This is a genomic window from Paraburkholderia sp. GAS334, assembly GCF_050436625.1.
Classification (GTDB): Bacteria; Pseudomonadota; Gammaproteobacteria; order Burkholderiales; family Burkholderiaceae; genus Paraburkholderia.
In genome coordinates this window covers 363,020-386,934 of the sequence record NZ_JBNDMO010000001.1, presented here as the reverse complement: position 1 = coordinate 386,934, position 23,915 = coordinate 363,020, and the positions used below count along the sequence as shown (strand labels likewise).

Sequence of the window (23,915 nt, the reverse complement as noted above, 5' to 3'; positions counted from 1 at the left end):
AAAAGCGAGCCCAAAGGCACGCCGCGAGCGTAGCTGGCCTTGACTGGAATCCATCCTCCTGTTGCCCGCTTAAACGTATCCTGATCGGATGGAGTCAGGAACCAGCTTCATTACAGCAGTTCGGCACGCAGATCGCGCACGCCTCGCCCGAGCCGCTGGCGCAAGAGCGTGCGCAGCGTTGCCCCGTCTTCGTAGCCAACTTCCGCGGCAATCGCTTCAATATCGAGCCCGCTGCCGTGAAGAAGGGATTGCGCGCGTTCGACGCGCAGATCCTGGAACCAGGCAAGCGGTGACTTGCCGAGCACTTCCTGACAACGGCGCTGCAGTGTCCGCATGCTGGTCGCCAGCGCGCCAGCTGCTTCCTGCAGCGAAAATCCCTCCTTCAGATGATCCCGGGCCCACCGTTCGAATTGCTGGATCAAAGGATCGGCCTGCGCCAGATGGTTGGGAATGATGTAGGGCGCCTGCAGGGAGCGAATATCTGCCAGCAGGTAGCGTGAAACGAGCGACGCCAGTTCCGGGCTCGCCGTGCGTATCAACCAGAGGACGAGATCGAGATGTCCCATCGCTGCGCCAGCGGTTACGCCGATATCCGATGGCACGAGCATGCGGGACTCGTCGAGCGAGACACGCGGATAGCGTTGCCGAAACAGCGGAGCAAGCGACCAGGTCGTCGTTGCCTCCCGATGATCGAGAAGGCCGGCCTCTGCCACAAGGAACGTCCCGATACACGAAGCGGCAATACGTACGCCTTCGCGATGCCACGTCAGCAGTTGCGCGACGGCGCGCCTCACATCCGCCCGTTCGAGAGCGGGGACCAGCCGATCCGGAGTCGTCGTATTCAGCGCCGGAACGATCACCCAGTCCGGCTTCAGATCGGGCGTGATGGCCTGTACGGGAATCGTGAAGCCCTGGCCGGAACGCACTCTTTTGCGCACGCCGACGGTTGATACGTCGAAACGAGGTGTTCCGCCCATCAGGCGGGAAGCGAGCCCATTCGCGGCGGTGAGCGCATCGAGCGTCACAGCGAGCCCGGTATCGAATAATCCGTCAAGAGCGAGCACCGAAATGCGCATGGCGTAAATGACCCTAAAGTTGGCATTTGTGACGATACAGATTTTTGCCCGCGACGACTACAGTGCTCTCCGTTGCACAACGCAATGAACTTTAACCAGGGAGATCCACATGAAGGTTTTAGCTGTCGCATCGATCGTTCAGCCGCTCTCGCCGGAACAGCGCCAGCAGATCATGCCGAACGAAGTGCCTGCCACGCTCAAGCTCTATCTCGACGGCAAGATCGAGCAGTTCTGGTTCCGCCAGGATAAGCCCGGCGTGATCTTCCTCATGAACGTCGAAACGATCGAAGAGGCCAGGGCGACGGTAGAAGCCCTGCCGCTCACGGCCGGCGGGTACGCAAAGTATGAGTTGATGCACGTCGGTCCGCTCGCTCCGCTGGGTCTTCTGATTCAAAGCAAGTAAGCGCAGGAGCGCCGTCGATGAACACATCGGCGGCGCAACCGGCAGCGTCGCCGCGAAGCGCCTCTTGCAGAAGGGCTTCCCTCTCGCGCTTTCGTTCACCAGAACGACGGGCGCGCCCGTCAACTCGAAATCCAACTGAAGCTCTCGGAGCGATAAGAGGCCGCCAATTATGAAGCTCACACCGGAACTCCATGTCCTGGCTCTGATTGCCACAGCGACGGTCCTGATGTGGATCCCCTACATGTTCGCGAGAATCCTGACGCGCGGGCCCGCCCAGACATTGGCCAATCCCGATCCAGCTTTTCGGCCCGACCCGGCCTGGGCCGAGAGGGCGCGCCGCGCGCACGCCAACGCGGTGGAAAACCTGGCCGTGTTCGCGCCTCTCGTGGTCATCGCGGCGCTGACCGGCGTGAGCACCCCGGCGACAATCGTGGCATGCAATGTCTATCTGGGGGCGCGGCTCGTCCACTACGTCGTCTACGCCGCCGGCATCCCGGTTGTCCGCACGCTGGCCTTCGTGGTCGGCGCCGGAGCGACCCTGGTGATCGCTGCCGCTGTGCTCAGCCATGTCTAGGCAATCGAAGGAAAGCGCTATAAAACCCGTCGTCCTCTTCGCCGGTGCAACTTTCGCGTCGGCATCGGTGCTGCCGGGTTGGTGACAGGCACTACTCCCCCAAGGTGCTCTCGTAAAAATTCAATGAAGCGCTGTCGCTGGTAACAACCGCGTCTCCGTGATGGCATAGACCGGAACCGCCGGGGCCTGCCACCCCGGCATCACCCGGCGCAACAGCCCGTTGGCGACGTCTTCGGCGACGACTTCTTCCGCAAGTACAGCGATGCCCAGATCCAGGGTCGCGAGTCGCCGGATCATGCCGACGCTGTTCAGCAGGAACCGACCGCCCACTGCGACCTCTGCCGGTTCGCTTTCGCTTTCACTGTGCAGCGTCCATCCGTTGACCTCTGCCGGGCTGAGGCGCAGACATTCGTGCCGCTCCAGGTCGGCCGGCTCGACTGGCTCGCCATAGGTTTCGATATAACGCGGTGATGCGTAGAGATACCGCGGCAAACGGGCGAGCTGCCGCGCAATTAGACTCGAGCTCGGCGGTTCACCCATCCGGATCGCGACATCGAACGGCTCGGTGACCAGATCGACCCGGCGCGGCGTCAGGTCGAATTCGAAAGTGATGCCGGGATAGCGGCGTGCAAATTCCGCGAGCAGCGGCGCGAGGAAGATATTCGCAAAATCCACCGGCAATGACGCGTGTAACACACCCACTGGCTGGGCCAGCATTTCGCCGAGTTGCTCGTGCGCAAGCCGCGCCTCGTCCACGATGCGCCTCGCGCGCTCGAAATAGAGCTGACCGGCTTCGGTCAACTCGGTCTTGCGGGTCGTGCGATGCAGAAGGCGCAATCCGATCGCCTTTTCGAGGGCACCAATCCGGCGCGATAGCGTCGAGTTCGGCACCCCGGTTGCCTCGGCCGCGCGGCGGAAGCTTTTCGCCTTGACCACGTCGACAAACAACGCCATGTCGTTCAGAAACTCCATCTCACTGCTCCATAAATGACCCAATGATTTCCATTTTGCCATCTTTATCCCGTCTACGGTTTGCTGGATGATGACTGCATCTGATGAGCACATCACCGTAGAGGAACACAACATGAGCCAGCTTTTTACCCCGGTCCGCATTGGCGGCCTGTCCATCCCGAACCGTATGGTGATGGCCCCGATGACCCGCTCGCGCGCCGATGACGCGGGCGTTCCTGACGACGTCGTCGTCACCTACTACGCCCAGCGCAGCAGCGCAGGTCTGATTGTTACTGAGGGCGTGTTTCCGTCCACGACCGGTAAGGGATATGTGCGTACACCCGGCATCCATAGCGATGTCCAGGTGGCCGCCTGGAAGCGGGTGACTGAAGCCGTGCATGCCCGCGGAGGACGCATCTTCATGCAGCTGATGCATAGCGGGCGCATCTCGCACCCATCGATGCAGCCGGACGGCGCGCTGCCGGTGGCACCGTCGGCCATCAAGCCGGCAGGACAGACCTGGACCGGCAACGGTATGGAAGAATTCGTCACGCCGCGAGCGCTGCGGCTGGATGAGATCGCCGGTGTCGTTGACGAGTACCGTATGGCGACGCGTCGCGCGCTCGAAGCGGGCTTCGACGGCGTCGAGTTGCATGCTGCTTCAGGCTATCTGCCTGAACAGTTCCTCTCGTCCGGCAGCAATCAGCGCGAGGATGAATATGGCGGCTCCGTTGCGAACCGCACGCGCTTCGTTCTTGAAGTGCTGGACGCGATGGTGGCAGAGGCCGGTGGCGATCGCGTGGGGATCAAGATCTCGCCGGAAATGAAGTTCAACGACATTTCCGACGCCGCGCCGCAGGAAACCTACACGTATCTCGTCGAACGTCTGCGCGGGTTCAATCTCGCGTATCTGCACGTCGCCCTGTTCGGTACCAGCGTCGATTACCACGCCATGTTGCGCCCGCGTTTCGATGGCGCGTATCTGGTCGGGGGCGGACTTGACCAGACCGCCGCTGAAAATCTGCTGGCCGAGGGACGCGCCGACGCTACGGTCTTCGGCGGTGCATTCCTCGCCAACCCGGATCTCCCCGAGCGCTTCCGCCAGGGCGCATCGCTCAACGCCCCGGACAAGAACACGTTCTACACGCCCGGCGCTCAGGGCTACATCGATTACCCCGCGCTGAATGCGGCCGGTAACGTCTAAGGACTGCGCCATGTCGACAGCCACCGCCCGCATGCAGCGCGCCAATCGGGGAAACCATTTCCGCGCGTACCGTCTGCATGGTGCCGATCCCCTGCTGCTCGATCCGTTCATGGGTATCGACCATGCGTGGATGAGCGCGCCCACCTTCCCGCCGCATCCGCACGCCGGCTTCTCCGCGGTGACCTACCTGTTCCTCGACTCGGAGACGGGCATTGCCAACCGTGATTCGCTGGGCAGCAACACGCTAATCGAGCCGGGTGGGCTGCATTGGACCGCGGCAGGGCGGGGGTTGATCCATGAAGAGAATCCCGCGGTGCCGGGAAGTACCACCCACCTGCTGCAAATCTTCGTCAATCTCCCCCGGGCTCAGCAGAACGCGGCGCCGTTCGCGCTGAGCCTGGCCCCGCAGGACGTGCCGGTGGTGCAGCGCCCCGGCGTCCGGGTCCGCGTCCCCCTGGGCAGCTTCGACGGCGTGCGTTCCCCGCTGACACCGCCGACCGAGGTCACCTTGCTCGACATCACGCTGGAGGCCGGCGCTGAACTGGCGCTGCCGGTGGCCGCGGGCCAGCGCGCCTTCTTCATGCCAATCTTCGGCAACGCGGAGCTCAATGGCGAACGCTTCGGCCTCGACAACCTCGCTGCCCCGATCCTGCCGGCCGCGACCGACGCGACGACGCACAAGCTCGCCGCCAAGGCTGGAGGCGCCAAGGTCGCCGTGTTCATCGGCGAGCCGCTGCGCCAACCGGTACTGTCAAACGGACCCATGGCTTTTGCGAGCCAGGAGAGCCTGATCGCGGCAACCACCGCTTACCGCCGTGGCGAGATGGGAAGGCTGTAGCAAGCCGCCACGCACCCCAGGGCGTGCGCCCCACCACTACTTAGGAACTACATCATGAAGGTTGAACGATTCACTGCCGACAACACCGCCTTGCTGCTGATTGACCATCAGGTTGGCACGATGCAACTGATCAGGAATATCGACCGGGAACTCGCAGCCAGGCAGTCGATTGCGCTGGCCAAGATGGCGAAGATCCTCAATCTGCCGGTCGTGATCACGTCCAGTCAGGAAGATCGCGCCCAAGGCCCCATTCTTCCGGAAATCGCCGCGATCCTGCCCGAAGCTCATGCCGCGCGCGTCAGGCGTCCCGGCGTCGTCAATGCCTGGGCCTACCCCGACTTCCGCAATGCGGTGCTCGCCACGGGGCGCAAGAACCTGATCATGGCAGGCGTCACCACCGACGTTTGCCTGATCTTCCCGGCCATTGACGCTGCGCTCGAAGGCTTTGCCGTGCAGGCAGTGATGGATGCATCTGGATCGCCCAGCGATCTTTCCGAAGCGTTTTCGCGTCAACGGATGCACGATGCGGGCGTGGTACTCACCGCCACCAACACGCTCATGGCGGAAATCGCGCAGGACTGGTCCACCCCGGCCGGACAACAGCTGATCGCTTTGCTGTTCACCGATGTGTTCCCGGCCCTTGGCGCGGGCATCGCTTAAACCCGAAACCACATCCTGTTGACTGAAGTGCATGGCGCTTCAGTCAACAGATCAGCACATGTCTTCCAGGTCATGAACTTCACGGGTAACGACATTCCTTGAACACTCGCACTCGACGAGTTTGTAGTCGGAGGTTCTCTCAGCGGTCCCAGGTACACAGTGCCAATATGTAAGCGAGTTTTCGGCTGACCTTTCGATGGGAAAGGTGCTGGCCTGATTTTCCCGGCTACGACGCCGCTCTGTCGCAATCTAGAGAGCAGGGAGAGTCAAAGGAATGACTGATTCAGCTGTTGCCAACAGCCCAGCCACCTTCGGACAGCAGCTTGTCAATAAGACGCCGGCCTTCACTGTATCCAGCTTCTCTCGCCTCTTCTTCAGTGGGGAATGTCCCAGCGAGCTCATGGAACCGACCGCTCGGGTCAACCAGATGTGCATCCGCACCATGGCGGCAGTAATACCCGCTGTAGTTAAAGGGAGTATTGGGAACCGGCGGTCCGAATACGGGGAACGGCAGTACCCAGATTTCAAATCCCTCGTGTTCGACTTTATCCCACATGTCAGCCTCCATCGAGATACTCCAGGAATCGAAACTCGCGACCTGAGCGGAGTGCTCATCGCACCACTGCATCGCCCAGCGGCGCGCCGCCTCGAATCCGTCCGCATCGGAGGGTAGTCACCGAGGTCGCCCGAATACTTCACCTCGATGGCATCGCCACCCACCGAGGCGCGCCGGTAGATCTTTGCGCGGGCGTAGTAGCAGCCGCCTTCATCGAGCGGCGAAGCGTCGATGTGGAACTGCTTGCAGTCGAACTGCATGCCGGCCCCCATCGTCGCTTTCAAGGAACCCTGGTATGACTACCAACGAGCACGCAGGCACTCAGTCAAACGTTCGGCAGATCGTCTATGGACTTTTCGATCTTCCCGTCGGGAATCTCCGTGTCGATCCCATCATGACCGCCGGGGTGCGCAACGATCTTTATTTTTGGACCCAGAAATCTCACGCCACCGAGGGTAAACAGGGACCAAACGACGTCTCCCGCACGTATGGCCCTTACTGCGGCGTCCACCTCTGCGATTTGGGGCGGGGACAGCCATTCGTGTGTCTTCGGGTCGATGAGAGCCCAGCGCACGTGCGTGACGCGGTCAGTAGCGGGACTGATGCGTACGCCGTCGATAGCAAACGTAGCCATATCAACCTCCGTCATCCTCATGAAGGAATCGTAGCATGAGCGCAATCTTTAGCGCATGCGCGGCACCTACCGCTACCTGCTCAGGCGCGCGTCGGAATCGATGGCGCCGATGAAGCCGGCAGCCCTGTTCGTGATGCTCAATCCGGGCACCGCCGACGCAAACCTCGACGATCCGACCATTCGCCGATGCCGCGGCTTCGCGAAGCTGTGGGATTGCAACGGCCTTGCGGTCGCGAATCTGTACGCACTGCGCTCGTCGGCCCCAAAGGGCAGGCCAGAAAATATGGAGACAGATGACGAAGGTGAATTGTGTTCGCGGTGAGGAGTAGCCGCGCACATCAGCAAGCGCGGCTCACAGCCACGTTTCTCTCGTCTTCCCATGACGGTGCGCCGTCGAACTGACGCACCGTCACAGCTCTCAACGCTGTGGCCCCGACTTACCTGTCTCGTCGGGATACTCCCTGTGCTCATCCGAGCCAACTCTTTATCGTGCTCGCCATGACGTTGGTCGAGATGCCATAGCGGTCGTGCAGGGTCGGCAGCGCACCTGCAGCGAGAAACTCATCGGGCAGTGCGATTTGGCGGTACATCGGCGTGACGCCGGCCGTGAGCAGCGTGGTCGCGACCGCTTCTCCGAGACCGCCGATCACCGAGTGATTCTCGGCGACCACGACCATTCTGCCTGTGCGCCTGGCTTCGCGCAGGATCGTCGCTGTATCGAGCGGCTTGATGGTCGGCACGTGCAACACGCCGACGCCGACGTTGTCCGCTTCCAGCGCCTTCGCGACCTCCAGCGAACGCATGGTCATAATGCCCGAGGAGATGATCAGCACCTCGGCGCCGTCGCGAAGCAGCTTCGCCTTGCCCAGTTCGAACTGATAGTCGTATTCATCGAGCACGGCCGGGACGTTGCCACGCAGCAAGCGCGCATATACGGGACCGTTGTGCGCCGCGATCGCGGGCACCATCTGCTCGGTATCGAGCGCGTCGCACGGATCGATGACCGTCATGTTCGGCATTGCGCGCATCAGGGCAAGATCCTCGGCCGCCTGATGGCTCGGGCCGTAGCCGGTCGTGAGGCCCGGCAGCGCGCAGATGATCTTCACGTCGAGGTTGTCCTCGGCGATGGCCTGGTGCATGAAGTCATACGCGCGACGGGTCGCGAACACGGCGTAGGTCGTGACGAACGGCTGGGCGCCTTCATGTGCCATGCCGGCGGCCGCGCCCATCAGCAGTTGCTCGGCCATGCCCATCTGATAGTAGCGTTCAGGGAATTCCTTGCCGAAGATGTGCAGGTCAGTGTACTTGCCAAGGTCGGCGGTCATGCCGACCACGTTCTTCTTCTCGCGAGCCAGCTGCGCCAACGCATGGCCGAACGGCGCCGACCGCGTGACCTGTCCTTCGCCGGCAATCGAGGCGATCATTGCCGAGGTCTTGAGACGCGGCTTGCTGATGGTGGTGTCGCTCATGCTTGTCTCCCTGCTTCGAGTGCTGCAAGCGCCAGTTGCCACTCATGGGCATCGACGCGGATGAAATGGTTCTTTTCCCGTTCCTCGAGGAACGGCACGCCGCAACCCATGCGCGTATCGCAGACGATGATCCGCGGCTGCGCCTTCGGATGAATGCGCGCGGCATCGAAGGCCGCCTTCACGGCATCGATGTCGTTGCCGTCCACGCGCTGCGTGAACCACCCAAATGCTTCGAGCTTCTCGACGAGCGGCTCGAACGCCATGATCTGCGTAGAGGGACCGTCGGCTTGCTGGTTGTTGACGTCGACCATGGCGATCAGGTTGTCCAGCTTCCAGTGCGCGGCCGACATCAGGCCTTCCCAGATCGCGCCTTCATCGAGTTCGCCGTCGGAGAACAGCGTGTAGACGAAAGCGTCCGAGCCCTTGCGTTTCAGTCCGAGGCAGCGACCCACCGCGATCGTCAGACCATGGCCGAGCGAGCCGCCGGACATCTCCATGCCGGGCGTATAGCTCGCCATGCCGGACATCGGCAAGCGGCTGTCGTCGCTGCCGTAGGTTTCGAGTTCTTCCGGTGGCAGGAAGCCGGCTTCGAACAGCGCGGCATAGAGCGCAATCGCGTAGTGGCCGTTGGACAGCAGAAAGCGGTCGCGGCCGTCCCATTCGGGGTTGTCGGGCTGGTAGCGCATCGCGCCGAAGTAGGCAACCGCGAGTACATCGGCGATATCGAGTGCCTGGCCGATGTACCCCTGCCCCTGCACTTCGCCCATCAGCAAGGCGTTTCTGCGGATCCGATAGGCGCGCTCAGCGAGCGTCACCGCATCTGATGACGGACTGTTCATGATGTCTCCTTGGAGAGAAGTGAGTCTTTGCAGCGGACAATGTCAACGATTGACGGTTTTGGCTGGCACGAGGAAAACAAGCGCGGCGCCGATGACGATTGCGACAGAGATAAAGATGAGCCCAGCCGTCGACTTACCGGTCAGGTCGTTCAACCAGCCCACAATGGCCGGCGAGAAGAAGCCCGCGAGATTGGCGAAACAGTTCACCGCGGCGATACCCGCTGCGGCGGACATGCCGCCGAGGAGCGCCGTCGGCAGTGACCAGAACTGCGACGACGAAGCGAGGATGCCGGCGGCGGCCACGCTGACACACACCAGCGACGCGGCGACTCCGCCCAGCATCGGCAGCGTTGCAAAGCCTGCCGCCGATACGAGCATCGGAATCGCAAGATGCAGACGACGTTCGCGATGACGGTCAGCGCTTGCTCCCACCAGCGGCAGCGCAATGATGGCGCACAGGTACGGAATGGCGGTAAAGATACCCACCCACAACGGATCAGCCACGCCCGACTTGCGGATGATCGTCGGCAGCCAGAACGTCAGCCCATACTGACCGAGCACGACGCAGAAGTAGATCGCAGCCATCAACCACAAACGACCATCGCCGATGAAAGACCGGATCGACACGTGGGCCACCTTGTGGGCGTTGTCGTTCGCCACGTTGCGTGAGAGGAGCGCTTTCTCGGCATCAGTGAGCCACTTCGCGGCGGCGATGCCGTTGTCGAGGTACAGCAGAATGGCAACGCCAAGCAGCAACGACGGCAGCGCCTCGAGCATGAACAGCCACTTCCAGCCCGCGAGACCCTGTACGCCATGGAACGCGTGCAGGATGTAACCGGACAGCGGCCCACCGACAATGCCGGCAAGCGGGATCGCCATGAAGAAGAGGGAGAGCGCCTTGGCGCGCCGTGCCGAAGGAAACCAGTACGTCAGGTACAGGATGACGCCTGGCGCAAACCCGGCCTCCGCCACACCCAATAGAAACCGCAGAACATAAAACGTCGTGGGCGTCTTTACGAAGACGAAGGAGGCGGAAATCAGCGCCCACGTCAGCATGATGCGAGCGAGCCAGTTTCGTGCGCCCACTCTGTGCAACATAAGATTGCTCGGCACTTCAAAGAGGAAATAGCCAAGAAAGAAGATACCGGCGCCGAAGCCATACACGGTCTCGCTGAATCGCAGGTCATTGAGCATCTGCAGCTTCGCGAAGCCCACGTTGACACGATCGAGATAAGCGCCCAGATAGCACAGCATCAGAAACGGTATCAAGCGCCGTCCAACCTTCGCATACGTTTTTGATTCGAAGCTCGCCGGATCGGCAAGCGACGTGACATCGACCGTCATCGACGGCACCGTGGACTTCGATTTCATGCTTGTCTCCTGCCATATCGCCCCGGGTCTCTCCCGGGTGCGTTGAGGGTTCGCCCGACATCCAGGCGAGTCACTTTTCAGTGGATCAACATCCCACCGTTGACGTCGAGCGTGATACCGGTGAGGTAGGCCGATAGATCGCTTGAGAGGAAAAGACAGGCATTGGCGACGTCGAGCGCGTCGCCAAGACGACCAAGCGGAATGCCCTTGATGATGTCGGCACGCATCTCCGTCGTGAGCTTGTCGCCGGTGATGTCGGTCTGGATCAGGCCCGGTGTGATCGAGTTGACGCGGATGTTGTCGGACCCGAGTTCACGCGCCATCGCACGAGCGAGGCCGAGTACGCCTGCTTTGGCGGCGCTGTAGTGCGGACCGCCGAAGATCCCGCCGCCGCGTTGCGCGGAAACGGATGACATGCAGACGATGCTGCCGCTCTTCTGTTTTCTCATCTGCGGAATAACCGCTTGCGACATGTAGAGCGTGCCGCGCAGGTTCACGTCAATGACCGCGTCGAAGTTGCCTGCTTCGATGTCCATCGTCTTCAGCGGCTGGGTGATGCCCGCGTTGTTGATCAACCCGTCGATCCGGTCGTACTTTGCCAGCACCGCCCCGGCCGCGGCGATACATGCGGCCTTGTCGGTCACATCGCAGGCGAGCCCCAGGTGCCCGTCGCCGAGATCGCGCGCGGCGCTTTCGGCGTCTTCCTTTCGAAGGTCCAGAATGACCACTCGCGCGCCCTGCGCAGCGAGCGCTTTTGCGGTTGCCTTGCCGATGCCGCGCGGCGAGGCTGCACCTGTGACGATGACCACTTTGCTGTTGAGCAACATGCTTGTCTCCATTGATCGTGTGAGTGAGTAGGCGCAGTTTCAGCGCTCCGACCATCTCGATCAATGCAGTTCGGCTCAACTATTGCTGAAGAATTTTCAGGTGTCGCGGCACCGTGGATTTACAGGCGTCGGTAGTCAGCCATTTCGCCTCATGGCGGGCGCCGTCGTCCCGCCTGGCGTGGCTTCTTGACCCACTGCGTCATCGCCGATCTCTTGCTCGACCCAGGCCACGAATTTGGCCACGCGGGGCAAATCCGCGTTCTGGCCAGGGTAAACGAGGTGATGGGCACCGACTTCGACCGCAAAGGTCTGATCGAAGACCGGCACGAGCGAACGTCGCCTGAGCTGGACCGATGCGAGCATCGTGCTTTCGAGCGCGATGCCGTGCCCCAGCGCTGCAGCCTCGAGCGACATGTAGGAGCGGTCGAAAGAGAAATCGTAGGCTTTCCCGGCCGCCGCGACGCCGAACTTGCCGAACCATTGCTTCCACTGTACGAGCGGAGTCTCCGAGAAGATCAGACGCCGCTCGAGCAGATCCTCGGGAGTGCGCACCGGGAACCGTCTCAGGTATTCCGGTGAAGCAAGAGGCGCAATGAATTCATTGCGGAGCGTCTTGATCTCTCCATCGGTCCAGTTTGCGTAGCCGTGCCGTACATCGAGGTCATAGTAGCCAGAGGTAAACGACACATCTTCGTAGGAACAGGCCAGATTCAACTGGATGTCGCCGTTCGCTTCCTGGAACGAAGACAGCCTGGGTAGCAGCCACATCAACCCAAAGCTTGGACTCGAATGGATACGAAGGATCTCGAGGCCCGACTGGCTCGATGCGCGCTCCGTCGCGCGGCTCAGATCAGCAAGCGATCCTGTGACGTCCGTCAGGTATTGCTGACCGGTCGGAGTCAGAACGAGCCCTCGCCCTAGCCGGGTGAACAAAGGTCTTCCGACCATGGATTCGAGGTTCGAAATCTGATGGCTGACCGCCGATGGCGTGAGCCCTAATTCGTCAGCCGCCCGATTGACGCTCTTTGTCCGCGCGACACTTTCGAATGCAATGATGGCTTTCAGGGGTGGGATGCGCATTATGTAGACACCTGGTTCGCGAAGGTTATCGGCTTCTCGTTGACGGCGTTCAGTGAACCCGCTTCGCTCGCTGGAAGCCGGAGTCCAGGACGGCATTTAGTGGTGGGATGCGGAGTGGTCGCGAACCGTCCTGGACCAAGGTGTTCTGCTTCGCTACTGGCGATTCCAGAAATGTCGCGTATCCGAGAGGTAAAGGCAAGCCGGGTTTCGGCCGATCGACAATCGGTTCGAAGGGGCGCGAGAGGTCGTATGAATACAAGGGTTGTCTTTGGCGCGTTTCAGGATCAACGGGCATTCACGCACCAGCCCACTGCATCGCTTGCATTTTTCTGACGCCCAATATTCTTTGCCTATCTAACGATGTTATCGGCAGGTACGTTCAGACCTATGCCGTTACCTGCGTTGATGCGCTTACCGGTCCGCAGCCCACCAGTCGTCGCTGCTCCGGTCGTTGTGCGCCCTTTCAGCACAAGTCTAGAAGGGCATCCAGGAGCGCGGCTTTTCGTTTGTTCCCAATTGGATAGGAATCCAGCATCTGGGAATACCAAAACCCGTCAGCAGCGAGCCTGCACAGCAGCAACCGGTTCGCCAAATCCTCATCCACGCCGTCGGCCGCTATTGCAGCGGTCACGACAGCGCTCCACCGCTCGCGACATGGCGGCCATGTCAGCGCCAGCAAGGCAATCGCGCGCTGCGTGCGAACCTGCTCGTGATCGTTGCCGCTGTCAAATGACAGCCGCACGTACGCTCGCGCGTGCCGACCGGGGCCATCAGGCTCGGCAAGCAGCGCAAGCTCATATCGCTGATGGAACTCCTCGAAAAGCTGATCGCACAGCGCATCAAGGAGTGCCTGCTTGCTGCGAAAGTGATGCTGGAGTCCGCCCTTGGTCACGCCAGCCCGTTTCGACACCGCGTCGAGTGTCACGGCATGCGGTCCTTCATCCACCAGTATCTGCAGCGTGACATCCAGCAGTTCTTTACGCACCAGTTCAGGTTGCTTCTGTCTGCGATGAGCAAGGGTCATTAAACATACCATCCGTATGGAATGTTTTGATTATAATCTGCTCCTCTCCCGGACTGCAAACCCGAGATCCCCATGTTCTCCTTTTTCGGCACACCCTCCATCCACATGCATATTCTCGATAGAACGATGACTCGCGCTGACTTCGTTGAACTGCTCGGCGCGAGCAACGGCCCGATTGAATTCGAACGGTGCGCTTTCGACGGCGCCGACCTGTCCGATCTGACGTTCCGGGACTGCACATTTTTGCGCTGCTCAGCAGCAGAAACGTCATTCAGGCGCGCCAGACTCGAGAACAGCCGATGGCTGGGCTGCAAGGGCCGCGGCATCGATTTCGTCACGGCACAGTTGACCGACGCGCGTTTCAAGGACTCCGACTTCAACAATTCCTCGTGGGCCCGCGCGAAGCTGGCTTCGTCAATGTTCGACGGCGTGAAACTGACAGGGGCCGTCTTCACCGGAATATCGGCCCTGGGGCTTGAGTTCTTCGATACGCTGCTGGTTGGCGCCGACATGAGTGGCGTTTCTTTCAGAAAGCAGCGACTGGTGAGGCTTGACTTTTCCGGTGCCGATTTGAGCGGCTGCGACTTCCGGGATACCGTGTTTGAGGGGGCAGCCTCCGCGAAGCGCACCTCGCGAATGCGAAGTTCGAGGGTGCCGATCTGCGCGACGCGGAGCTTGGAACGCTCAGAGTTCGTACTGCTTCAAGCTTCAAGCGCGCGACGATCTCACATGCGCAGGCGGCGCTGCTGGCAAACGATCTGGGCATAACGGTGGCTTGAACTGGCCACCGTTACAGGCGAATTCGTGATCGACCACGTTCGGCTGTCTCTGACAGTGACGCTTGACCTGTTCAACGATGAGCGCGGACATCAGCGACGTTGATGCTTTGGCAAAGCGCCTATGAGTACGCGAAGTGCAAGGACCGAGTTCACCGTCAATGTCGCCCAGTTCAGCGCGCTGGAAGCCCGATATCCTCCAACTTGGGGCGAGCGCGGCCACTTGTTCTGCCGTCGGAGCGGAGAGGCTACAAATCAGACCGGCCGGCGGGCTCACGTAGCCGGTGCTTCCGTCGAGCGATACAGCATTGTTCTTTTTGCCAGGTACAAAGCTGGCGCCACCCACCAGGGTACGAGTCGCTGCCGGACACGGTGCAGCGCTTGCAGATCGAGTTGCGCTTCGGTCTGGCCTGCGCCGATACATCCACTACTACAATCGCCAACGCATCAAGACCAAACTAAAAGGGCTGAGCCCTGTGCAATACAGAACTCAGCCGTCATTGATCTGCTATCGGAGCGGTGACCACCCCACGATGCCAGAATTGCGGAAAAATCCCCGAATTGCGGAAATCGGTGTTCACTACATGAAAACCCGCAAACCCAAGCCAGGCTTGGTGGGCCGGGTCGGATTCGAACCGACGATGTCCTTTCGGAGGCGGATTATGAGTCCGCTGCCTGCAACCAGCACGGCGTCCGGCCCAAGAAAAAGACCCGGTCTGAGGGCCGGGCCTGATTGCTGATTTGGCCGACATACTACACGAAAAAAGGGGCTTCCGGGACCGCCTGCTTGAACACAGAACGATCTGGAAGCCCCTTCATCGGCAGCAGACTGCCTTTAACACCAACAGCCGTCGATCAATTCCCTTCGAGGAACGACTTCAGCTTGTCCGACCGGCTCGGGTGACGCAGCTTGCGCAGCGCCTTCGCCTCGATCTGACGGATCCGCTCACGCGTCACGTCGAACTGCTTGCCGACTTCCTCGAGCGTGTGATCGGTGCTCATCTCGATACCGAAACGCATGCGCAGCACCTTCGCTTCGCGCGGCGTGAGCGAATCGAGCACGTCCTTCACGACATCGCGCATGCTGGCGTGCAATGCGGCGTCGGCCGGAGCAACCGTGTTCGTATCCTCGATGAAGTCACCCAGATGCGAATCGTCGTCGTCACCGATCGGCGTTTCCATCGAGATCGGCTCCTTCGCGATCTTCATGATCTTGCGGATCTTGTCTTCCGGCATTTCCATCTTTTCTGCCAGCGTTGCCGGATCCGGCTCGAGACCGGTTTCCTGCAGGATCTGACGCGAGATGCGGTTCATCTTGTTGATCGTTTCGATCATGTGAACCGGAATCCGGATCGTACGTGCCTGGTCCGCGATCGAACGCGTGATGGCCTGACGGATCCACCATGTTGCGTACGTCGAGAACTTGTAGCCACGGCGATATTCGAACTTGTCCACCGCCTTCATCAGGCCGATGTTGCCTTCCTGGATCAGATCCAGGAACTGCAGGCCACGGTTCGTGTACTTCTTCGCAATCGAGATCACGAGACGCAGATTCGCCTCGGTCATTTCACGCTTCGCCTGACGCGCCTTCAGTTCACCCGCCGCCATCTGACGGTTGGTTTCCTTCAGGTCCTTCAGCGGCAGCACAACACGCGCCTGCAAATCGAGCAGACGTTGCTGCTGTTCGCGGATCGCCGGAATGTTACGCGTGAGGATCGCGCTGTAAGCGTGACCTTCGCCGACGATCTTTTCCGACCATTCGAGATCCGTTTCATTGCCCGGGAAACGCGCGATGAACTCGGCACGCGGCATGCCGCACTTGTCGACGACCGTATGCAGGATCTGACGTTCGACCTGACGCACTTCGTCCACCTGCGCGCGCAGCGTGTCGCACAGACGCTCGACGGTACGTGCCGTGAAGCGGATCATCATCAGCTCGTTCTGAATCGTTTCCTGAGCCTTCAGATACGCCTTCGACTTGTAGCCTTCCTTCTCGAACGCACGACGCATCTTGTCGAACCATTCGCTGATCGACGCGAATTTTTCGAGCGACGCGCGCTTGAGCGCTTCGAGCTGCGCCGCGTTGGCCGTAGCCTGCGCGGTGCCGTCGTCTTCTTCTTCTTCCTCTGCTTCCTCTTCGGCTTCCTCTTCTTCAGCCTCGATCGCTTCCGCTTCCTGCTCGGAGAAGCCGTCCGCGTCTTCCGCGTTGGCATCGATCAGACCGTCGACGAGTTCGTCGATACGAATCTCTTCGTTCGCGACGCGCTCGGCCATCGCGAGGATGTCGGCGATCGTCGTCGGGCACGCGGAGATCGCCATGACCATATGCTTCAGGCCATCTTCAATCCGCTTCGCGATTTCGATTTCGCCTTCGCGCGTCAGCAGCTCGACGGTACCCATTTCGCGCATGTACATGCGGACCGGGTCGGTCGTGCGACCGAATTCGGAATCGACCGTGGAGAGGGCGACTTCTGCTTCTTCTTCGACTTCATCATCCGACGAAGCCGCCGGCGCGTTGTCGTTCAGGAGCAGCGTTTCAGCGTCGGGCGCCTGCTCGTACACAGCCACGCCCATATCGTTGAACGTGCTGATGATGCCTTCGATCGCCTCGGTCTCGGCAAAGTTATCCGGGAGGTGATCGTTGATTTCGGCGTACGTCAGGAAGCCACGTTCCTTACCGAGCTTGATCAGCGCGCGCAGTTTCGCGCGACGCTCTTCAAGCTCTTCGGCGGTGCCCGGCTGCGTCGACGCGAAAGCGTCTTTCAGCAGCGCTTTTTCCTTTGCGCGGCGGTCGCGTGCCTTGGCCTTTTCGCCTTTGCCCGGAACGACCGGCGCTGCTGCTGCCTCTTCGTTCTGGGTTGCGTCGTCATCGACGGATACTTCGTTCAGCTTTTTCGTCATGGAGTTCGCCATACCGGCTGTAGTCTCGACTCGCGGCTGCTGGACAACAGCCGGTTGAACCGTGGATACTGGAGTCTCGCGCACTGCCGCAGTGTCCTGCGCGGCAGCCGCTTCCCTGGTACTTCTGGAACCCGGCCGCTTCGTTGCTGGCTGCGTGGCTTTTGAGGCTTTCGAGGCGCCAGCCACGTTAGCTACAGATGCCGCAACCGGTGCCGCTCGCGCGGCAGAAGTGGACGAGGATTTCTTCCCAGGAGAAGGTGCGACGCTTGTGGCAGACGTTTTTCTCGCGGAAGAAGAAGCAGACCTGGCCTGCGTGACCTTTCTGGTCGGCTCCTCGGAGCCTTTGCCCGTCGCTTTCTTTCCGCCTGTAGTCTTTACCATTGCAATTCGCCCTCTTGCCTGGAAAACAAACAAAAACTGCAAACAAACTGCTGGGAACCTTTTATTATAGCACCTCAGGTTCTGCCCTTCCCCGCTTACAGCCCGAGCTGACGTTTCATGTCCGCTCGCTTCCGATTCAGATCGGTGTATTCGGCCAGTTCTTCCGGCGTATGTCGTGACTGCCGCGACAGTTGATCAAGCCTCGCGCTGTACGCGTCATAGCTCATCCTGAAGATCGCCGCCTTCAGTTCCTCGCCAACAATCCGTTCCTGCTCGCGGCGCTCCTCGATGACGGTTTCGTCCTCGGGATTCTTCAGCAGCAGGTCGCGCACGTTTTCATCATAGTCCAGAATTTCGCGGAAGATTTCTTCGAAAGTCGGCGCATTCGCGCTGTTTCTGAGCAGATCCGACAACAGCTGAAACTCAGCCGCTTCGCCCAGCGCACGCGCATGCGTCGTCACTTCCTCGAACAGTTCACCGTGACGGGTGACCGTCAACAGCGCCTGTTCCGCTTCCTCATCCAGCACCGCGACAATGCGCGGATGCATCACCAGATTGCGCAGCGCCCGCTGTTCGATCCCGGTCACGCTACGACGATCCTTGCGCGGCGGCGCGACGCGCGACGCCGCGGCGATCCGGGCATCGACCTCGCAGAGCGCGGCCACTTCGTCGAACGGCACGTCGAGCCGGTCGGCGAACATGTGCATGATCTGGGCACGCAACGCGTTCGCCGGCAACGCCTGCAACAGCGGCTTGGCGTCGAACAACGCGCGCGCCTTTCCTTCCGGCTGATCCAGCTCCTTGCCGGTCAGCACTTCGTTCAACATGAACTGCGACAGCGGCATCGCCCGCGCGACCTGTTCCGAGAACCCCTCGGTACCGAACTCACGCACGTAACTGTCCGGATCGTGCTCTGTCGGCAGGAACAGGAAGCGGATCGTCCGGTTGTCCGCTGCGTGCGGCAAACAGGCATCCAGCGCGCGCCGCGCGGCGCGTCGGCCGGCTGAGTCGCCGTCGAAGCTGAAGATCACGGTATCTGTCTGGCGCATCAGTTTCTGCACATGAATCGGCGTGCACGCCGTACCGAGGGTCGCAACCGCGTTCTGGAACCCCAGTTGCGCCAGCGCGACCACATCCATGTACCCTTCGACCACCAGCACATACTGCTGCTCGCGGATCGCGAGACGCGCCTCAAAAAGGCCGTACAGCTCGCTGCCCTTGTTAAATAGAGGCGTTTCCGGCGAATTCAAATATTTAGGTTCGCCGGTATCCAGCACACGGCCACCGAAGCCGATCACCTGCCCTTTCACGTTGCGGATCGGGAACATGATCCGCTCGCGAAAGCGGTCATAACGGCGGTTCTGGCCCTGCGCATCCGACTTTTCGCTGACGATCACGAGACCGGATTCGACCAGCGCGTCGTCCCTATAGTCGGGAAAAGCGGTTTCGAGGTTCTGCCAGCCATCCGGCGCGTAACCGAGCCCGAAACGCGCCGCGACTTCGCCAGTCAGTCCACGCTTTTTCAGGTACTGGATCGCATTCGGCGCGCCACGCAACTGCTTGCGGTAAAAATCGCACGCGGTCTGCATCACGTCAGACAGCGCGGTCGTGACAGCTTTCGATACAGCCGGCGCATAACCTTCTCCGCCACCGCCACCTCCGCTGCGCATGGGCGACGGCTCCTGCGGCACCGTCAGGCCCACGGATTGCGCCAGCTCGTTCACGGCCTCCGGGAAGGTCAGCCCGGCGTGCTCGATCAGAAAACCGATCGCCGTGCCGTGCGCACCGCATCCGAAGCAGTGATAGAACTGCTTAGTCGGACTAACGGTGAACGAAGGGCTCTTCTCGTTGTGAAACGGACAAAGCCCCATGAAATTCGCGCCGCCCTTCTTCAACTGCACGAAACGACCAACCACGTCGACAATATCGACGCGGTTCAGCAGATCCTGCAGGAACGAGTGCGGAATCACAGTAGGAAGGCGGCCTCGAATTTCATGAGAACCGGGCGACCCGTCAATACGCGGGTCGCCCGGTTCCGGACAGGGTTTTACTTCGCGAGTGCTGCCTTGACGAGCCCGGACACGGCCGTCATGTCAGCGCGGCCGGCGAGCTTCGGCTTCAGCACGCCCATCACCTTGCCCATATCCTGCGGGCCGGCGGCGCCCGTCTGCGCGACGGCGGCCTGCACTTCAGCGGCAACCTCAGCGTCGGACAATTGCTGCGGCATGTAGGCGGTCAGCACGACGAGTTCAGCCGCTTCCTTGTCGACGAGATCCGTGCGCCCGGCCGCCTCGAACTGGCTGATCGAATCCTTGCGCTGCTTGATCATCTTGTCGATGACGGCCGTGATCGCCGCGTCGTCGAGCGTCACGCGCTCATCGACTTCGCGCTGCTTGATCGCGGCGAGCAGCAGGCGGATCGTGCCGAGACGCTCGGTCTCGCGCGCCCGCATCGCGGCTTTCATATCGTCGTTGATCTGGTCCTTGAGACTCATCACTCACCTGAATGCGTTGATTAAAACAAGCCTGATAAACAAGCCATGAAAACAGTCCCGCGCGACGCTCGCATCAAGACAAAAACCCGCTTGGGACACCTTCCTCAAGCGGGTTGTCGCGAATTCGCGTAATGGATGCGGCCTCACCGTGGCGGCCTTGCGGCCTGGTCTTTCCGCGTGCAGCGGCATCGAGCGCTGGATGCCGCCAACGATTGCACGCCACGGCGCTCAAAGCGACTGCGGCGGACAAAGAATCAGTAAAGCTTTTTGGGCAACATCTGGCTGCGCAGACGTTTGAAGTGGCGTTTGACCGCGGCCGCCTTCATGCGTTTGCGTTCAGCCGTTGGCTTTTCGTAAAACTCGCGCGCGCGAAGTTCGGTCAGGAGCCCGTTCTTCTCGATCGTGCGCTTGAAGCGGCGCATCGCGACTTCGAAGGGCTCGTTATCTTTTACGCGGATAGTCGTCATTTTTCAATAACGGAGCTTTGCAAAGGTTGGAGATTATAACAGACGTTTCGCACAAAGAAACGGCGCCGTCAAGCCCCCAGAACCTGCTCCGCGGCCGCCTGGCCCGCCGCGACGCCCGATGCCCACGCCCACTGGAAGTTGTAGCCGCCAAGCCAGCCCGTGACGTCCACGGCCTCGCCAATGAAGTAGAGACCGGGCACCCGCGCGCTCATCATCGTCGACGAAGAGAGTTCGCGCGTGTCGATGCCACCGCGCGTTACTTCGGCCTTGCGATAGCCTTCGGTGCCGTTCGGGGTGAGCGTCCAGCGCGAAAGCGCCTCACCGATCTTGCGCAGCGTTTTGTCCGGCAGATCGGCGACGCGCGCCTCGGCTGGAATCGCATGCGTCTCCAGCCAGACGTGCGCGAGGCGCGTCGGCACCCATTCGGCGAGCAGATTGGCGATCTGGCGCTTCGTGCCGGTTTTGGCTTCCAGAAGTGCCGTCGTGGCGTCCCGGTCCGGCAGCAGGTTCACGTGGACGGGCTCACCGGGCTGCCAGTAGGTCGAAATCTGCAACACGCCCGGACCGGAGAGGCCGCGATGGGTGAGCAGCAGATCCTCGACGAACTCACCACCGCTCTTTTTATTGCCGGTCGCCAGCTGGACTTCCAGCGAAACACCCGATAACGCCGAAAACGGCGCCCAGTCGTCAGCGGCAAAAGTGAGTGGCACCAGCGCCGGACGCGTGTCGATCAGCTTGTGCCCGAACTGCTTCGCGAGACGATAGGCGAAGTCGGTCGCGCCGATCTTCGGGATCGAAAGGCCGCCGGTCGCCACCACGACAGCGCGGGTGCGGATCGGGCCTGCGTGGGTGTCGAGCGTGAAGCCGCCGGCGGCTTCATGCCTGACCTGCTCGACCGCGAGCGGCCGGCGCCATGCAACGCCGCCGGCGTCGCATTCGTGCTTGAGCACATCGATGACCGCTTCGCTCGACTGGTCGCAGAAGAGTTGCCCCTTGTGCTTCTCATGCCACGTCACGCGATGGCGCTTGAGGAGCGCCATGAAGTCGCGCGGCGTGTAGCGCGCGAGCGCGGAGCGGCAGAAATGCGGATTCGAGGACAGGTAATTCGCCGGACCGGCGTACAGATTCGTGAAGTTGCAGCGGCCGCCGCCGGAGATGCGTATTTTTTCCGCGAGGCGCGGCGCATGGTCGATCAGCACGACGCGCCGGCCGAGCTGGCCGGCCACCGCCGCGCACATCATGCCGGCCGCGCCTGCGCCGATAACCGCAATATCGAAGGATTCCATGGCGCGCATTGTACCTGCCGCCCTTCGTCGCCTTGCCGTCGCTGCTATACTTTGAGGCTTGCCTTTACCTTTCGGACGCCTTCGCGGCGCCCGTCCAGCCCCCGAATCATGCTCGTTCTCGGCATCGAAAGCTCCTGCGACGAAACCGGCCTCGCGCTCTACGACACTGAGCGCGGCCTGCTCGCGCACGCGCTGCATTCGCAGATCGCCATGCATCGCGAATACGGCGGCGTGGTGCCGGAACTGGCGTCGCGCGATCACATCCGGCGCGCGCTGCCGCTGCTCGAAGAGGTGCTGGAGCGCGCCGGCACCGCACGCACGGAGATCGATGCGATCGCGTATACGCAAGGGCCGGGGCTTGCGGGCGCGCTGCTCGTCGGCGCGAGCATCGCGAACGCGCTCGCGATGGCGTGGGATCGCCCGACGATCGGCATTCACCATCTCGAAGGGCATCTGCTTTCGCCGCTGCTCGTCGATGAACCGCCACCGTTTCCGTTCGTTGCGCTGCTGGTGTCGGGCGGCCACACGCAGTTGATGCGCGTCACCGATGTCGGCGAATACGAAACGCTCGGTGAAACACTCGACGATGCCGCCGGCGAAGCCTTCGACAAAACCGCGAAGCTGCTCGGCCTCGGCTATCCAGGTGGCCCGGAAGTGTCGCGCATGGCGGAATTCGGCAATCCGGGCGCAGTCTCGCTGCCGCGTCCGATGCTGCATTCGGGCGATCTCGACTTCAGCTTCAGCGGCCTGAAAACCGCCGTCCTGACGCACACGAAGAAGCTCGGCGGCGCCAACATTTGCGAGCAGGCCAAGGCGGATCTGGCGCGTGGCTTCGTTGATGCAGCTGTCGATGTGCTCGCCGCGAAATCACTGGCGGCGCTCAAGCAGACGAAGCTGAAGCGACTCGTAGTGGCGGGCGGCGTTGGCGCGAACCGACAGTTGCGCGAGGCGCTTTCTGCCGCCGCGAAAAAGCGCGGCTTCGAGGTGCACTATCCGGACCTGTCGCTGTGTACCGATAACGGCGCAATGATCGCGCTCGCGGGTGCGCTGCGGTTGCAGCGCTGGCCGGAGCAGGCAGGCAAGGACTACGCATTCACGGTCAAGCCGCGCTGGGATCTGTCGTCTCTGGCTCGATAGGGCCTGCACACGCGCCCTCTTCAGCCTGCGGGCGACGACCGGTATCCAGACAAAAACGGCCGCATCACATGATGCGGCCGTTCGTCTTTCAAGGCAGACACGGTAACGCTTATCGCACCGCGCGCCTGTCGTTTTCGATCAACGCATACGCGCTGTGATTGTGGATCGACTCGAAGTTCTCGGCTTCGAGCACATACGCGATGATCCGCGAGTCCGCGTTCAGACGCTGCGCCACATCCCGCACCAGATCTTCGACGAACTTCGGGTTCTCATACGCGCGCTCGGTGACGAACTTCTCGTCGGGACGCTTCAGCAGTCCCCACAGTTCGCACGACGCCTCTTCTTCCGCGATACGGATCAGATCTTCCACCGGCACGTCGTCCGCGAGTTCGGCGTTGATCGTCACGTGCGAGCGCTGGTTGTGCGCGCCGTACTGCGAGATTTCCTTCGAGCACGGGCACAGGCTCGTCACCGGCACCAGCACCTTCAGGAACAGACGCGTTACGCCATTGCGCGTGTCGCCGGTCAGCGTCACGTCGTAATCGAGCAGGCTCTGCACGCCGGAGACCGGCGCAGTCTTGTTCACGAAGTACGGAAACGACACTTCGATGCGGCCCGCCTCGGCTTCGAGCTTTTGCAGCATCGATGCGAGCATCGCGCGGAACGCGGCCACGTCGAGCGGCGCCTTGTTCTCTTCGAGCAGCGCGACGAAACGCGACATGTGCGTGCCCTTCACTTCGGCGGGCAGGTGGACGTCGAGATTCCACGTGCCGATCGTCGGCTGCGCGTCGCCTTCGGGCGTACGAACGGTCAGCGGATGACGCACCGCCTTCACGCCCACGCGCTGGATCGCGATCTGACGCGTATCGACGGTGCTCTGCACGTCGGGCATCATGAAGGCGGGGTTCATCTGGTTCATGTTGTTATCCTCACTGGCTGCGCGTATCGACTGGCGCAACCGCGTGCG

At 61.4% G+C, this 23,915-nt stretch carries 22 protein-coding genes, 1 tRNA gene and 5 pseudogenes; 10 read left to right on the top strand and 18 right to left on the bottom strand.

Translation table 11 applies throughout. The features are described 5' to 3' along the window. Positions 1 to 110: 110 nt before the first annotated feature. Positions 111 to 1,076: a GlxA family transcriptional regulator gene (locus P3T21_RS01690; protein ID WP_429254190.1), complete on the bottom strand. Its 966-nt coding sequence runs from the start codon at positions 1,074 to 1,076 to the stop codon at positions 111 to 113. Between the two features lie 109 nt (positions 1,077 to 1,185). Here P3T21_RS01690 and P3T21_RS01685 point away from each other — a divergent pair, with 109 nt between their 5' ends. Both P3T21_RS01685 and P3T21_RS01680 read left to right on the top strand, forming a co-directional pair. Further along, entirely contained in the window at positions 1,186 to 1,479 is a 294-nt protein-coding gene (locus P3T21_RS01685; RefSeq protein ID WP_429254189.1) for a hypothetical protein, read from the top strand. Between the two features lie 169 nt (positions 1,480 to 1,648). Next, on the top strand, positions 1,649 to 2,053 hold the full coding sequence (locus tag P3T21_RS01680) for an MAPEG family protein (RefSeq protein ID WP_429254188.1): 405 nt from the start codon (positions 1,649 to 1,651) through the stop codon (positions 2,051 to 2,053). A gap of 17 nt (positions 2,054 to 2,070) precedes the next feature. Here the strand turns inward: P3T21_RS01680 and P3T21_RS01675 are convergent. Then, positions 2,071 to 3,025 (bottom strand): annotated as a pseudogene (locus P3T21_RS01675) (LysR substrate-binding domain-containing protein). Positions 3,026 to 3,137: 112 nt separating this feature from the next. Between P3T21_RS01675 and P3T21_RS01670 the strand changes: the two are divergent. From P3T21_RS01670 to P3T21_RS01660, 3 genes are read left to right on the top strand one after another with little or no spacing between them, the layout of a single operon-like run. Then, positions 3,138 to 4,208, top strand: coding sequence for an alkene reductase (locus tag P3T21_RS01670; RefSeq protein ID WP_429254187.1), 1,071 nt, complete (start codon positions 3,138 to 3,140; stop codon positions 4,206 to 4,208). A gap of 10 nt (positions 4,209 to 4,218) precedes the next feature. After that, complete coding sequence (locus P3T21_RS01665; RefSeq protein ID WP_429254186.1) at positions 4,219 to 5,046, top strand: pirin family protein; 828 nt, start codon at positions 4,219 to 4,221, stop codon at positions 5,044 to 5,046. Between the two features lie 54 nt (positions 5,047 to 5,100). Then, the gene (locus P3T21_RS01660; protein ID WP_429254185.1) at positions 5,101 to 5,706 is read left to right on the top strand and encodes an isochorismatase family protein; all 606 of its coding nucleotides are present in this window, start codon (positions 5,101 to 5,103) and stop codon (positions 5,704 to 5,706) included. A 283-nt stretch (positions 5,707 to 5,989) separates the two neighbouring features. On the opposite strand, the gene P3T21_RS01655 is transcribed toward P3T21_RS01660, so the two are convergent. The 3 genes and pseudogenes from P3T21_RS01655 to P3T21_RS01645 all read right to left on the bottom strand — a co-directional run bounded on the left by P3T21_RS01655 (position 5,990) and on the right by P3T21_RS01645 (position 6,896). Then, positions 5,990 to 6,274: a hypothetical protein gene (locus tag P3T21_RS01655; protein ID WP_429254508.1), complete on the bottom strand. Its 285-nt coding sequence runs from the start codon at positions 6,272 to 6,274 to the stop codon at positions 5,990 to 5,992. 33 nt (positions 6,275 to 6,307) lie between these two features. Then, positions 6,308 to 6,522: pseudogene (locus tag P3T21_RS01650) on the bottom strand (hypothetical protein); the annotation flags it as partial. A gap of 65 nt (positions 6,523 to 6,587) precedes the next feature. Continuing rightward, positions 6,588 to 6,896 carry a hypothetical protein gene (locus P3T21_RS01645; RefSeq protein ID WP_429254184.1) on the bottom strand — a complete coding sequence of 103 codons (309 nt, stop codon included), beginning with the start codon at positions 6,894 to 6,896 and terminating at the stop codon, positions 6,588 to 6,590. A 55-nt stretch (positions 6,897 to 6,951) separates the two neighbouring features. On the opposite strand from P3T21_RS01645, the gene P3T21_RS01640 reads away from it, so the two are divergent. Then, positions 6,952 to 7,218: a DUF1643 domain-containing protein gene (locus tag P3T21_RS01640; protein WP_429254183.1), complete on the top strand. Its 267-nt coding sequence runs from the start codon at positions 6,952 to 6,954 to the stop codon at positions 7,216 to 7,218. Positions 7,219 to 7,363: 145 nt separating this feature from the next. On the opposite strand, the gene P3T21_RS01635 is transcribed toward P3T21_RS01640, so the two are convergent. The 6 genes from P3T21_RS01635 to P3T21_RS01610 form a co-directional block, all read right to left on the bottom strand. Next, entirely contained in the window at positions 7,364 to 8,365 is a 1,002-nt protein-coding gene (locus tag P3T21_RS01635) for a transketolase family protein (RefSeq protein ID WP_429254182.1), read from the bottom strand. Further along, positions 8,362 to 9,204, bottom strand: coding sequence for a transketolase (locus P3T21_RS01630; protein WP_429254181.1), 843 nt, complete (start codon positions 9,202 to 9,204; stop codon positions 8,362 to 8,364). Before P3T21_RS01630 ends, P3T21_RS01635 begins: the two co-directional genes overlap by 4 nt. A 42-nt stretch (positions 9,205 to 9,246) precedes the next feature. After that, entirely contained in the window at positions 9,247 to 10,575 is a 1,329-nt protein-coding gene (locus tag P3T21_RS01625) for an MFS transporter (protein WP_429254180.1), read from the bottom strand. 77 nt (positions 10,576 to 10,652) lie between these two features. Then, a complete protein-coding gene (locus P3T21_RS01620) occupies positions 10,653 to 11,402 on the bottom strand; it encodes an SDR family NAD(P)-dependent oxidoreductase (RefSeq protein WP_429254179.1) in 750 nt (249 codons plus the stop codon). 135 nt (positions 11,403 to 11,537) lie between these two features. Continuing rightward, the gene (locus tag P3T21_RS01615; RefSeq protein ID WP_429254178.1) at positions 11,538 to 12,482 is read right to left on the bottom strand and encodes a LysR substrate-binding domain-containing protein; all 945 of its coding nucleotides are present in this window, start codon (positions 12,480 to 12,482) and stop codon (positions 11,538 to 11,540) included. Between the two features lie 463 nt (positions 12,483 to 12,945). Continuing rightward, positions 12,946 to 13,506, bottom strand: a complete 561-nt coding sequence (locus P3T21_RS01610) for a TetR/AcrR family transcriptional regulator (protein ID WP_429254177.1) — start codon at positions 13,504 to 13,506, stop codon at positions 12,946 to 12,948. A 72-nt stretch (positions 13,507 to 13,578) separates the two neighbouring features. On the opposite strand from P3T21_RS01610, the pseudogene P3T21_RS01605 reads away from it, so the two are divergent. The 3 pseudogenes from P3T21_RS01605 to P3T21_RS01595 all read left to right on the top strand — a co-directional run. After that, a pseudogene (locus P3T21_RS01605) lies at positions 13,579 to 14,049 on the top strand (pentapeptide repeat-containing protein); the annotation flags it as partial. 98 nt (positions 14,050 to 14,147) lie between these two features. After that, positions 14,148 to 14,285, top strand: a pseudogene (locus tag P3T21_RS01600) (pentapeptide repeat-containing protein); the annotation flags it as partial. A gap of 392 nt (positions 14,286 to 14,677) precedes the next feature. Beyond that, a pseudogene (locus P3T21_RS01595) lies at positions 14,678 to 14,779 on the top strand (IS3 family transposase); the annotation flags it as partial. 115 nt (positions 14,780 to 14,894) lie between these two features. Here P3T21_RS01595 and P3T21_RS01590 read toward each other — a convergent pair. The 6 genes from P3T21_RS01590 to P3T21_RS01565 form a co-directional block, all read right to left on the bottom strand. Continuing rightward, positions 14,895 to 14,982: transfer RNA gene (locus P3T21_RS01590), tRNA-Ile, on the bottom strand. 155 nt (positions 14,983 to 15,137) lie between these two features. Continuing rightward, entirely contained in the window at positions 15,138 to 17,564 is a 2,427-nt protein-coding gene (gene rpoD / locus P3T21_RS01585; protein ID WP_429254176.1) for an RNA polymerase sigma factor RpoD, read from the bottom strand. Positions 17,565 to 17,659: 95 nt separating this feature from the next. Next, on the bottom strand, positions 17,660 to 19,534 hold the full coding sequence (gene dnaG / locus P3T21_RS01580; protein WP_429254175.1) for a DNA primase: 1,875 nt from the start codon (positions 19,532 to 19,534) through the stop codon (positions 17,660 to 17,662). A 77-nt stretch (positions 19,535 to 19,611) separates the two neighbouring features. After that, positions 19,612 to 20,058 (bottom strand): GatB/YqeY domain-containing protein, encoded by a 447-nt coding sequence (locus P3T21_RS01575; RefSeq protein ID WP_429254174.1) that lies wholly within the window; start codon positions 20,056 to 20,058, stop codon positions 19,612 to 19,614. 254 nt (positions 20,059 to 20,312) lie between these two features. After that, positions 20,313 to 20,525 (bottom strand): 30S ribosomal protein S21, encoded by a 213-nt coding sequence (gene rpsU, locus P3T21_RS01570; RefSeq protein WP_429254173.1) that lies wholly within the window; start codon positions 20,523 to 20,525, stop codon positions 20,313 to 20,315. Between the two features lie 68 nt (positions 20,526 to 20,593). Beyond that, positions 20,594 to 21,811 (bottom strand): NAD(P)/FAD-dependent oxidoreductase, encoded by a 1,218-nt coding sequence (locus P3T21_RS01565; RefSeq protein WP_429254172.1) that lies wholly within the window; start codon positions 21,809 to 21,811, stop codon positions 20,594 to 20,596. A 108-nt stretch (positions 21,812 to 21,919) separates the two neighbouring features. Here P3T21_RS01565 and tsaD point away from each other — a divergent pair, with 108 nt between their 5' ends. Further along, positions 21,920 to 22,948 (top strand): tRNA (adenosine(37)-N6)-threonylcarbamoyltransferase complex transferase subunit TsaD, encoded by a 1,029-nt coding sequence (tsaD, locus tag P3T21_RS01560; protein WP_429254171.1) that lies wholly within the window; start codon positions 21,920 to 21,922, stop codon positions 22,946 to 22,948. A gap of 109 nt (positions 22,949 to 23,057) precedes the next feature. On the opposite strand, the gene folE2 is transcribed toward tsaD, so the two are convergent. Then, complete coding sequence (gene folE2 / locus P3T21_RS01555; protein ID WP_429254170.1) at positions 23,058 to 23,867, bottom strand: GTP cyclohydrolase FolE2; 810 nt, start codon at positions 23,865 to 23,867, stop codon at positions 23,058 to 23,060. Positions 23,868 to 23,915 lie beyond the last annotated feature (48 nt).